The sequence below is a fragment of the Legionella sp. JM-2024 genome (genome assembly GCF_055389095.1).
Genome location: NZ_AP039388.1, coordinates 3,230,052 through 3,242,166, shown reverse-complemented (window position 1 = coordinate 3,242,166; position 12,115 = coordinate 3,230,052). Strand labels below are relative to the sequence as shown.

Here is a 12,115-nt window from a genome sequence, read left to right as displayed (position 1 = left end):
AAATGAAGGTGTTGTGGCTCAAGATAATGGAAACGACAGCAAATCTCTAGAAATTGCCTGATTTATAGGCTTTCAGGTCAGCTGTTGATAGATCAGAAATTCCTCTTATAAATTCATTCATTTCAATAAGTTCATGACCTATTTTCAAGGTATCTCTTACATAATTAGCCGCAGTCAACACATCTTCTAAATTGTATTTTTTTATATTGTTTGCATGCAAATAGGCTATGAAAAATTCAGTTTTTAAATTACCTGTTCCTTTACCCATACCGGCAAGTGAGGAGTCAATAAAATGAACTCCTGAATGGACTGCCGCAAGAGCATTAGCTTGTGCCAAGCCAAGGTTATCATGAGCATGAAATCCAAAAGAAATTTTATATTTACTGGTATATTTTTGATATAGTGTAACGATCTTATCGGGAAATAAACTTCCATTAGAATCAGCAAAATAGATCATATCTGGTTCATGCTTGCATATTTCCTCAACCAATGTATCAAGTTCATTATCCGTGTAATAAGAAATATGGATTACATTGATTGATGTTTCTAAATTTAAATTTTTGGCTAGTTTAATGATGGGTATAGCATTGGCCATGTCATTTTTAGCAATACATATTCTTATTAATTTCACGCCACAGTTCTTTAATTCCAAAAGATCCTGCTCGGTTACATTGTTTGGGTGAACCATAACTGCAATTTTTGCTTTTTTTATCAGAGACTGGCAATAAAGTAAGTAGTCTTTTGGACAAATTCCAGCCTTTCCTATATTTTCAATAGGATGAAGAGAGCCATTACGATAGCCAATTTCAATGTATTCAATACCAGAATTATCAAGAGGAACCAGTATTTTTTTTAAATCATCGTCCTTGAAGTGAAAATTGGTCCTGTGTCCACCATCTCTTAATGAGGCATCTAAAATCGATATAGAACCCATTTAATACCTCTAATGTTAATAATTTAACCTCATTATTAATAAGTATAAACCTTAAGAGAGTACTTGCCAAAAACGACGACTAAAGTATTCTTTATAACATTACCAGACCGTTAAATAAATTAATCCCATAATCGTGATTAGAATAAAGCTTCGAACATAAAAAGCAGTATGCTGGTTATGATAGATTGAGTATAAATACGCTAGAGGATGGTGCATTATAAAACTACGCATAATTTTTTTAGTCACTCTTTGAGGAGTTCCTCTCATTGGGAATTCATGGATACGAATACTTGGTTTATGATTAACCTCAAGTATTACACCGTTTGATTGTTCTATAGGGGTATTGATGATGTCAGGGCACTCCACATCGATACCAACTAATTGCAAATTGAGTACTTCAGCTACATCAAGCAATAATTTACGATTTTGTCGACACATTTTTTTGTTTAAGGTGGCATATGAGCCGCCTCTTGTGGCATTACTTGTGTAACATAAAACAACCTGCTCTCCAAATGCCGGGATATAATTCTCTGTGATACCAAGCTCTTGAAGTTTGATTCGAATTTCATCATCAATAGTTATATCCCCCAAGGCTTCATTTATTTTTTTTCTGTTTAAATTTTCTAATTTAATTAGTTCCTTAATTGTGTGCACTCTGTCACCAGTTATAGTTGCAGGGTAACGTTGAACTATACCTATGATACGTTTATTGAAAACCAATACCCTATAAGAGTTTAACTTGCCATGAAATTCTTCTACTAATAAACACGGATAGGATGAAAAATATTTTGTTAAATGAATTTCAAGCTCATTCAGTGTTTGAATATTACATAAAACATCTATTCCTAATGAACCATCTATTGGTTTAATGACCAATGGAAAGTTCAATTGTGCTATTTTATCTTTGTGTAAGTTTTGTTGGAATTCAGTCCTGTTTAAAGAAATTGCTTTTGGAACGGGTATACCGGCTTTTTCTAGTAATTTAGAGGTGCAATATTTATCCACAGCAATATTAGCACTGCAGCTGTTATTAAAGGGTGTTTCATTTTTGCAAAAATGGTAATTATTCTTACCTAACTTTAGAATAAAGCCATCAATCTCAGAGATTGGTTTTACAGACAAGAACAAATCCTTTGCGCTTTCAAAATATTGCTGAGCATTCCTCTCTATGGCGGCTCCTCCTTTAATTACCAGATGCAATAGTAAACGAATATAGCATCATAATTGTAAAAATCGCTATATATTTAGCTTTGAAACACGTAGTTTACTTTTTTTATTTGTAAATTATCCATGATAAATTAGCTTTTTATTTTATAAATTGTCAGGAATTATTTTATAGTTCATAGTAACCCAAAACCATCGTTATTCTGAAAAACAGGAGTTTTTAATGAAGCAATCTGTTTATCTAACTAACCAATTTATTGAGCCAATCGTTCCTAGGCTTATTCCTGATTGGAATATTTTTCGTGGTTGGACATTCGTTTCAGAAATGGATAAATGCCAAATTGTAGCATTAGCTACAACAGTATGGGATACCATTGATAATTCGTTTTTAATACAATTCCCTAACTTAAAAATAATTACTCATTTAGGAATCGGAACAGATAATATCGATATTCATTTTTTAAAACAAAATAATATTGCTCTTCATTCACAGCCTAACGCCGGTGTTCACGATACAGCAGAGCTTGCAATTGCTTTATTGTTAACACTTTCTCGAAAGATAATTCTAAATGATCGCTATACTCGAAATAATGATTGGTCCGAAAAAAAAGCACGTTTTCTAGGAAATCATTTATTGGGGAAGCAATTGGGATTGGTTGGATTTGGCCAGATTGGTGTGAAAATTGCACAATTTGCAGAGCCTTTCGGCTTAAAAATTGCTTATACGGCTCGAAACAAAAAAAATAATCCTTATTTGTATTGTCCGACAGTCGAAACACTGGCATCTATTAGTGATTTTTTAATAATTTGTTGTTCTGGTGGCCTTGAAACACAACATTTAATTAATAAGCAGGTTTTAGATCATTTAGGCCCAGAAGGATACCTAATTAATGTTGCTCGGGGTAGTATTGTGGATCAGAATGCGATGATCCATGCCTTGCAACATCATACTATAGCAGGCGCAGGTTTGGATGTTTATCAGTCTGAACCAGAAGTGCCTTTAGCTTTAAGGCAACTTGATAATGTAATATTATCACCTCATATGGGTAGTTCAACCAAAGAAAACTTAAACCAGATGTTTGAATTGCAGGCAAAACAATTAAACCAATATTTAAATCAGGCATTGCGGCAAAGAAATACTCATCAAGCACTTATTGAAGAACAATAATTATTTTTTCATTATATAAGGATATATTATGACAAGCACTTACATTTTGAACACTAATGACAAGGCAAGAGAGCGTCTTTCTCTGCAGCATCAATTGTATGCTAAAAGTAGTCTGGATTTACTATATGAGATTGGACTTCCCAAGAAAATGTCTGTTCTGGAGATGGGATGTGGTTCTGGTGCTATGACTCTTGAATTAGCAAAATTAGTTGGCCAGGATGGCAATTTGCTTGCTATAGATTTGAGTCAAGATCAATTAGATCATACTCAACTACAGACTAGAGCGTACAACAATATCAGATTCAAGTTATGGGATGTTAATCACCTGTCAGATCTAGGGGAACAATTCGATTTAATCTATTGCAGAATGGTCTTACACCATGTTGCTGATGCCCGCTCTGTAATTCTTCAAATGAAAAACTGTCTTAATTCTGGTGGTTTCATTATATGTGAAGAGCCATCCCTATTTGATTCCACATTTTGTTCTCCACCTTCATCAGCCTATGAGCAATTTACTCAATGGGCCAAGTTATGTTTTAGTAAAAATAATCGGGATTTTCAGGTGGCTCATCGATTAGAACAAGAGTTCGCGGCCTGTGGCTTTGAAATAAAACATCATTCTTTATTTCAACCAGTGCTTAGAACTACTAAAGAAAAACTAATCTATTCAATGGCTCTTAATGATCTGACTCCACAGCTTTTAGAACTTGGGATAGCTGAAAGTGATGAGATTGAGCAATTAAATGATGAGCTTGAGCAATTAGCGAAAACAAATTCTACTATGTCCTGGATTAGGATGCATAGAATAGTAGCAAAAGTTAATTAATGTGAGTTCGATATCAAAAAATGATGCTATTTTTTGATATCGAACCAGACTGGGAGTGGATCCCGTATCGATGCTACGCATCCCCGCTTTCGCTGGGGCAAGCTTTACGAGATAACGTTCGTTTAGCGATATAAAAGGCAATGAATTGCCTTTTATATCGCTAAACGAACGTTAAATAATAAAAAAATGGGGCCGCGGTATGACATGCTTTGTATGTGCGACCTATATCGGTAACTGTTCAATCTGGACGCAACTCTGGTATTCCACCAAGATTCAAGATGTATATCCTGAAGGCTACTCTTTACTGTAGATATATTATCCAATTTTTTTTATCCTTCCATCAATTGACGAGTGGAATGGCTGAGGTAGGTTTTTGATGTATGCAATCACAGTATCATGATCACTTTTACCTATATTGATTATCTTTCCTCTTTTCATAACTGAAAACACACCATTCCCGCTCGCAAGAAAATCCGAAGTGGCTATAGTATAAATTTTTTCCTTAACTAACGGTTTATTTTGATGCTTAATTTCTATTATTTTATGTCCCAACGGTTTGCGTGAATCGTAGGTGTAAGTAAAACCAGAAATTTGCAGCATATTGATATAAGAACCCATCCATTGTTGCTCTAATAAGTCATAAATATCATTTCCGGTTAAAGTGACTGTAACTATCCAATTGGAGAATGGCAAAATGGAATAAATATTCCCCCAGTTCACTTCTCCTGATTTTAAATCATCACGAATACCGCTAGGGTTAGTCATGCCCATCTCTGTATTCATTACTGTTTTAAATGCATCCGCAACCAGGTTACCTAAGTTAGACTCTCCATCGTCATTTTGTTTTCTTAGTAAATCATATTGTGATGTTCCTACATGGCTGCTTATTATGGGTTCAATTTTATCTTCTGCCAATTTAACAATTTCCATGGCTTGTGCATCTGGATTTGTTCCAGGCCAACGATTGGCATACGTTGTAACAATTTTAGCAGATTTGCTTTTTACTTTATGATTATTTGCATTGATTTTGAGATCGATCTCGGCAAAGGCAGCACTATAACTATTGGCTTGGGTCACCAATATCTTGTGACCATTACGATTTGGGAGATAAGTATTTAAAAACTGATGCGTATGCCCACCCATCACTACATCGACCTCATCGTCAAGGTAATAGACTACTTCTTTAATATGCCCTTCGACTGTTCTTCCAGTTTGAGTATCTCCTTCATAAGGGGATTGATTTCCACCTTCATGAATCAGAACAATTATAATATTGGCCCCTCGTGCTTTAATTTCTGGTATGTAGTGATTAATACTTTCAGCCTCATCTAAAAATTTAACACCTTCTGCATTAGCAGGAAACATGGAGTCTGCGGCATTTTTTAAAACAGCACCTATAAAGGCTACGGGAATGTTATGGATTAGTTTGATTGTATAGGGTGGGAAAAGAGGTTGCCCTGATTGGGCATCAACAATGTTTGCAGAAACATAAGGATAAGATGAACCTGGATAATAGGGTAAAGGGAACCATGAGTCTGTAGGAGGGTTATTTGTACCATAAATTAAATCAAACATTGCTTTTTGCCCTTTATCAAATTCATGGTTTCCTACTGTTGCAACTATATTGCAAAGAGGATCCATTCTTGACTCGGGTTTGCATTGGTTGTTACCTAAGCTATTGATAAACAGAATACTTGGTTCATCATTAAGGAGTCCAGAAGAAGGAGGAGAGGCTCCAACTAAATCTCCCATGATAGTAATTACTGTGCGATCTTCCATTCCGGACTGAGCTTCTTTAAGATAGGCTGCAAGAACAGCTGCGCCACCAACAGGCTCATTTTTTACCGTTCTACCACTACTGATCTGACCATGAAAGTCGTTAATACCTAAAATTTTGATGTCGATGGTAGGTGAGTTAGGGTTTTGTTGATCAGTTGAAGCAAAACTTAGAGTGGTGCTAATGAGTAAAATAAATAATTTGAAATAATAATGTAGATTTTTCCTTTGGAACATAGTTAATCGAGTCCTTGATTTTGTTTATTTTATTAAGGTCTGTTTACATTTCTACTATCTTGGCCAAACTGGCTTGATTTTCTGCGTTCTGATGCTCACATACTATGTGTAGGCTGCGCTCCAGTACTCGAAAATCAACTCATTTTGGCTCATGCTAGCGTAATGTAAACAGACCCTGGGACATGTTGACCATTGTTTGAGTAAGTGCAAAAAGAGTACTCTTGATTATTGTTGATATTCTTTGGCTCCAGCAATGATTAGCTTATAAACTCGCTCACTGATAATGCCTTGTTCAAATTTCATTTTTGCATCCCAAGTCATGAGCTGGCCTTTTTGTCTTACCAATTTACGGGTAGCTGAAGTGACTTCGTTTGGATCGCCTTCTAAAAGTATGTCTCTAACTTCTTCATCGAAGACCAAATATTCTCTTAAAGCCACCCGTCTTTCATCTACGGTAGGAACCAGTTTTTGCCAAATGCAAAGTCTAATCGTTTCGAGAATATCAATGGTTCGGCCCAAGCGTTCCTCACCGCTAAAAGAGGTCACCAGACGTCGCATGGTTTCTGCTACACCCGATGTGTGCAGGGTTGTATAGACAGGGTGTCCTGTTAAGGCTGCTTCAAGAGCGGCACTTATGGTTTCTGCATCACGGCACTCACCCACCATGATTAATCTGGGCTTTCTTCTTAATGCATTTCTGACGCCATCGGCAAAATCTGGCAAATGTCGCGGAATTTCCGATTGACTGACTACTGCGGAAATGGTTTCAATTTCATCATAAACAAATTCTATCGGTGATTCGTAGGTCAATACCTTACGGTTGGAATCTGATGTTTCAATAAGCTCACGGATAATAGAGGCCAATAATGTTGATTTCCCTGAACCTGTCGCCCCTGTAATGAATACGATTCCTTCCTGGGGGGCTATTGCCTCAATAATATTATCAGGAAGGTTCATAGTACTAAGTTTTGGGGGGGTGGTTGGGATGGTTCTTAATGTGATTTGAATAGCATCATGTCCTTCAACCAGGCAGGCAGTAGCATTTACCCTGTATCGATAGCGTACACCGCGATTAGGTCGAAATTCATAATGAGTATCTATATCTTTACCAGAAAGTAATTGGGTTGTGGCATTCGGACCATAAATGGAATTAATAAGATCACCTAACTCAGTATTTGACAGTCGTCGGTTGGTAATTTTAAGGAGCCTGCCGTAAACCTCTGCAAAAATTGGTTCCCCAGTCTGAATGGTAATATCTGAAGCATTCAGACTCTCCGCATGCTCTAGCATTCTATCCATGAAAACAGGAGTGAAACGGGTTGGTTCATCAGGCATTAAATTAATATTATCCATAGACTCAACTTATTGGTGCTATAATGGGTTGCCAAGATTTGTTTGTTATAACAATTTTAGCCTGATTTGCCAGTTTTTCCATATTTTTGAAGCGCTCCAGAGCATTTTCATCCTTGGCTACAGCAGCCCTCCATTCCTCGCTGTTTATGTTAAGCGCAGGTAAAGCGGTAATGCGTAATACCCTGTCATCAATGTGAATTTCAGAGCCGTCTCCTGTCACGCCCAAGTCAGTATGAGAAACATAGGGAGGAGATACCATATTCATCGCCAGTAGTTTTCTATAAAGAATCATACCGCCGAAATCTTCTTTAATACGCGCAATGTTTTCTTCCAAAATAATATTCGCCTGGTCTATACCATTTTTCCATCCTCTTTCGGTATAGATACACCATATTTCCTTTTCGGCTTTGGTTTTAGGGAGTAAGGTTACGTTAGGAGCTTCAGGCTTTACATAATCCATCCACAAATATTGTCGCCAGGTGGGTGGCGCAGTAATAAAATGAGCTTGTTTCGCAACTTTATAAGTGCGATCTGAAATACGGATGCTTTGAGCATCTGCAAGATTCAGAGTATTTCTTCCTTCCAGTAACACAGGAGGTAAAATATTGTGCTCTAAAACCAAAGAGTTAAAATCATAAATTGTGTCAAGATTTCTTGCTTGTTTATTTAATTGAGCATCAATTATTTTGGCTCTCCATGCCAGGCCTGCCTGGGCCCCAACGCTTAGTGCTGTTTCCTTAAGAGCCATCTCGCGAATCTTACCCATTTTTTGTTTCTTTTGAGCTCGGGTGTATTTTGAATCAGCCATAGCTTGCAGTCCTGCCAAGGAACCTGTATCCCCGTTATAATGGCGAGCAGAACAAGCTATCAATAAGATAGATAGCAAAATAGATAAACTAAGAGTACATTTTCGCATAGCGTAATTCGACAACCTGACTGTTAGGATAAACATGGATGCTGGCTTTTACACCAGCTTGATAATCAATATTTCTAAGTATTTCAGCTAAACTTTGGTCCTTGATACTTAAGCTAATTAAAACTGGAACAGAAGGAGCTTTTCCTAAAATATGAATCCTGTAATGTGCTGCTTTAGCTATACGTGCAGTTACTTCTTCAATGGGACCAGACCAATCAACACTGGCTCTTGCCTGTAAATTATAGGCATTAGGTATGGTTAAAGTGTTATCTTTGCCAGGTGGAGTAATTACTTTTTCAACTTTAGCCATTTCAAGCATTGAGTCACTGACTGAAACGGCAGCTTCAGCTAACTTAATAGTTGCATCGTCGCTAGGATTATTGATAGGTGGCTTTTTAAATATTTTTCCAGCGCAGCCTACAAGTAGCACTGAAGAAATAAACATTATGACAAGCTTATTATTGTTCATCCAATGTTCTTTATAATTTAAGAAATATTAGTTTGATTGAAACAGGAGGAGGGCTTATTGTCAAGATATTGTTGGCTCGAGTTTTTCAAATAATCCATAGATGACTTGACCGGCTTGTTTTAATTTGAGTTGTTTCCAGGAGTCTGTTTTTAATTCTATGGGAGTTGATGATTCAATGTAGATAAGCCCCCCATGGCTAAGAAGATTATTTTTTACTATATAATCAAGACATTGAGGAATATAATTGAGTGTGTAAGGGGGATCTAAAAAAATGATATCGAATTGTTCAGTGTTTTGTTTAAGATAGTTTAACGTATCTGTTTTTATAAGTTTTAAGTTGGAACTATCAAATTGATCAATGATTTTTTGCAAGTTGGCATGAGCTTTAGGTGATTGCTCAATAAAAACAACTCGCGATGCTCCTCTGGAATAGGCTTCAAATCCCAAGGCACCGCTGCCTGCAAAAGCATCCAGACAGCGAGCATTTTTGATGTCGTTCATTAACCAATTAAAGAGTGTTTCACGAACTCTATCTGGTGTAGGTCTTAAGCCTTCCACTTCGGGGAAATGTATTTTTTTCCCTCTATACAATCCTCCAATAATGCGTATTACTTGTTTCAAGATTGCCCTACCGTCACAAGTAGCAATTTTTCAGGATTAACCTGTTGTTTGAACGCTTGTTTAATTTCAGCATCTGTTACCGCGTTGATTCTAGCCACGTAGGTGTCCAAATAATTATCAGGTAAATGGTAAAATGCCATTCTTAATAATAGATTTGCAATACTACTGTTACTTCCTAGAGAAAGAGGGAAGCTGCCAGTAAGGTATTGTTTTGCTGAAGATAATTCCTGTTGATCAGGCCCATTATTTATAAATTGTATCAAGGTGTCCTGTGTAATGTTTAGTGCATTTCTGGCTTCGGAATTTTTGGTTGATAAACTAATGATAAAGGGTCCCTCACCTAACATAGGAACAAATTGACTGTCTATACCATAAGTTAAGCCTCTTTTTTCCCTTACTTCAGTACCAAGCCTGGAAACTAAAGTACCTCCACCTAAAATGTAATTACCAACCATTAAAGGAAAGTAATTTGGGTTGTGATGATTGATTCCTATTTGTCCCAAACGAACTATAGTTTGTGAAGAAGGGAACGGCACATTTATTTTTTCTGCATCTGCTAGTTGGGATGCTTTGGGAATTGTTTCAGCCGGTCTCCCCTCGGATAGGTCCTGGGTCAGTTGCTCCGCTAATTGATGTGCCTTGGGACTATCAATGGCACCAACCATTACTAATATACCATTTTTAGCCACAAAATATTGCTTATAAAAATTAATGACTTGTTTTTCATTAATTGTCTTCAATGACTCAATTGTACCATGGACAGGATGAGCATAAGGATGTTCATGATATAAGGTTTTGAAGAAGTTCTGGATGGCTACATCATCAGGAGATTCTTCCGTTTGCTCAATAGCCATCAGCAGTTGATCCTTTTCCCTTTCGAAAGCACTTTTAGGGAAATCAGGATGACTAATGATTTGGCTGAAGGTTTTTGTTGATTGTTCCAAAGCCTCTTTGCTGGTAAGAGTTCTTAGATTAAGCACAATCATATCTCGACTTGTTTCTGCATTAAATTGTGCTCCAGTATCTGCCAAAGCTTCTGCAATAGCCGTAGCATCTTTTCCTGAATTTCCCTGGTTAATCAAATTAGTAGTTAATGCACTTAAACCAAAGTATTTGCCGTCATAAGCAGAACCAGCAGCAAATGCCAAGCTAATATCAAGCATCGGTACTTCCATTGCTTGATAAAAAATAACGTGTACTCCATTTTTCGTCTGCCATTTTTCTGTTTTGAACGAATTAGCTAACGAACTATGAGAAAAAATTACTATTAAAGTGAATATAAAGATTCTTAAAATGTTCATGGTCTTACCTCTTCCTGCCCGTTTGGCCTTAATTCAGCAACAGTCATGTTATTTTCTTGAAAATATCGTTGAGCAACTTGCTGAATTTGCTCAGGAGTTATTTCATTAATAGCTTTCGTGTATTTGTCTGTGTTTTGCCATCCAATCCCTATTGTTTCTAATAACCCCAGCTCCATGGCTTGGCCAAAAATCGAGTCTTTTTCAAAAGTTTTTTGTGCGATGATTTGATTTTTAATTCTTTGTAATTCTTTATTGCTAACAGGAGCTTTTTTCAAGGAATCCAATTCAGTAATTAATGCTTTTTCTAAATCCTTTATTTGATGATCTTGACTAGGTGCTCCATAGACAATGAATTGACTTTGATATCTTGAATAGAGGTTATAATAGGATTCAGCACCTGTAGCCACTTGATTTCCTCGGACCAGGTTTTTTGCAAATCGAGCACTTTCTCCGGCATCCAGTATTCCAGCAATAAGTTCTAATGCATAAGGTTCCCAGGCGTTTTTGGCGGTTTTTACACTGGGCACAGTATAACCAATCAGGAGTAACGGCAGTTTTGCTGGCGCATTCACATAGATCGTTTTTTTGCCTAGTGCCGATGGTTCTTGCTGGGGTTTACGAGCTCTAATAGGGCGTTTGCCTAGTGAACCAAAATATTGCTCCGCCAAAGCATGAACTTTTTCTGGATTCACATCACCTACTACCACCAATGTGGCATTATTTGGTGCATAATAATTTCGATACCACTTTTTTAAATCGTCTACTTTCATTTGCTTTAAATCATTCATCCATCCTATGACTGGATGATTATAAGGAGCGGTTAAATGGGCTGTAGCTAGAAAGCGCTCGAAAGCAAGGGCCTGAGGATTGTTATCAGTGCGTAAGCGTCTTTCTTCCTGAATGACTTTAATTTCTTTGGCAAATTCATCACTATTCAGGAGCAAGCCATTCATTCTGTCTGCTTCCAACTCGAAGCTTGTCGCCAAATGAGACGCATCCAACTTTTCATAATAGGCGGTATAATCGTTATTCGTAAAAGCATTTTCTTGTCCACCTAATGCGGCAATCGTTTTGGAAAATACCCCTACAGGATATTTTGCGGTGCCTTTAAACATCATGTGCTCAATCGCATGAGAAACACCAGTTATTCCTACAGGCTCGTCTGCTGACCCAACATTATACCAAACCATGGATACGGCTATAGGTGCTCGATGATCCTCTTTAACCAGTACTTTTAAGCCATTGTTCAAAGTAAACTCATGGATTTGGCTAAAAGCCTGAAATGAGAGCAGCATCATAAGAGAAATGAGTAATTTGTGCACAATGTCACCTCAAAGCTAAAAAGATGAT

At 37.1% G+C, this 12,115-nt stretch carries 11 protein-coding genes; 2 read left to right on the top strand and 9 right to left on the bottom strand.

What is annotated here, in order from left to right; translation table 11 throughout:
* Positions 1 to 46: 46 nt before the first annotated feature.
* On the bottom strand, positions 47 to 934 hold the full coding sequence (locus ACZ5EK_RS14155; protein WP_464430347.1) for an aldolase catalytic domain-containing protein: 888 nt from the start codon (positions 932 to 934) through the stop codon (positions 47 to 49).
* Positions 935 to 1,033: 99 nt separating this feature from the next.
* The gene (locus ACZ5EK_RS14150) at positions 1,034 to 2,062 is read right to left on the bottom strand and encodes a sugar-transfer associated ATP-grasp domain-containing protein (RefSeq protein ID WP_464432507.1); all 1,029 of its coding nucleotides are present in this window, start codon (positions 2,060 to 2,062) and stop codon (positions 1,034 to 1,036) included.
* Positions 2,063 to 2,321: 259 nt separating this feature from the next.
* Here ACZ5EK_RS14150 and ACZ5EK_RS14145 point away from each other — a divergent pair, with 259 nt between their 5' ends.
* Together ACZ5EK_RS14145 and ACZ5EK_RS14140 are read left to right on the top strand one after the other, a co-directional pair.
* Complete coding sequence (locus ACZ5EK_RS14145; protein WP_464430345.1) at positions 2,322 to 3,266, top strand: NAD(P)-dependent oxidoreductase; 945 nt, start codon at positions 2,322 to 2,324, stop codon at positions 3,264 to 3,266.
* A gap of 28 nt (positions 3,267 to 3,294) precedes the next feature.
* Positions 3,295 to 4,092: a class I SAM-dependent methyltransferase gene (locus ACZ5EK_RS14140; RefSeq protein ID WP_464430343.1), complete on the top strand. Its 798-nt coding sequence runs from the start codon at positions 3,295 to 3,297 to the stop codon at positions 4,090 to 4,092.
* A 315-nt stretch (positions 4,093 to 4,407) separates the two neighbouring features.
* Here the strand turns inward: ACZ5EK_RS14140 and ACZ5EK_RS14135 are convergent, their stop codons facing one another.
* The 7 genes from ACZ5EK_RS14135 to ACZ5EK_RS14105 form a co-directional block, all read right to left on the bottom strand.
* Entirely contained in the window at positions 4,408 to 6,105 is a 1,698-nt protein-coding gene (locus ACZ5EK_RS14135; protein ID WP_464430342.1) for a bifunctional metallophosphatase/5'-nucleotidase, read from the bottom strand.
* 225 nt (positions 6,106 to 6,330) lie between these two features.
* Entirely contained in the window at positions 6,331 to 7,440 is a 1,110-nt protein-coding gene (gene dotB / locus ACZ5EK_RS14130) for a Dot/Icm type IV secretion system ATPase DotB (RefSeq protein ID WP_464427755.1), read from the bottom strand.
* 22 nt (positions 7,441 to 7,462) lie between these two features.
* Positions 7,463 to 8,374 carry a type IVB secretion system protein DotC gene (gene dotC, locus ACZ5EK_RS14125; protein WP_464430341.1) on the bottom strand — a complete coding sequence of 304 codons (912 nt, stop codon included), beginning with the start codon at positions 8,372 to 8,374 and terminating at the stop codon, positions 7,463 to 7,465.
* Positions 8,355 to 8,843, bottom strand: coding sequence for a type IVB secretion system lipoprotein DotD (dotD, locus tag ACZ5EK_RS14120; protein ID WP_464430340.1), 489 nt, complete (start codon positions 8,841 to 8,843; stop codon positions 8,355 to 8,357). The genes dotC and dotD overlap by 20 nt, the downstream gene beginning before the upstream one ends.
* A 60-nt stretch (positions 8,844 to 8,903) precedes the next feature.
* On the bottom strand, positions 8,904 to 9,464 hold the full coding sequence (gene rsmD, locus ACZ5EK_RS14115) for a 16S rRNA (guanine(966)-N(2))-methyltransferase RsmD (RefSeq protein WP_464430339.1): 561 nt from the start codon (positions 9,462 to 9,464) through the stop codon (positions 8,904 to 8,906).
* Positions 9,461 to 10,765, bottom strand: a complete 1,305-nt coding sequence (locus tag ACZ5EK_RS14110) for a M16 family metallopeptidase (protein ID WP_464430338.1) — start codon at positions 10,763 to 10,765, stop codon at positions 9,461 to 9,463. Before ACZ5EK_RS14110 ends, rsmD begins: the two co-directional genes overlap by 4 nt.
* Complete coding sequence (locus ACZ5EK_RS14105; protein ID WP_464430337.1) at positions 10,762 to 12,087, bottom strand: M16 family metallopeptidase; 1,326 nt, start codon at positions 12,085 to 12,087, stop codon at positions 10,762 to 10,764. Before ACZ5EK_RS14105 ends, ACZ5EK_RS14110 begins: the two co-directional genes overlap by 4 nt.
* Between the last annotated feature and the right edge of the window lie 28 nt (positions 12,088 to 12,115).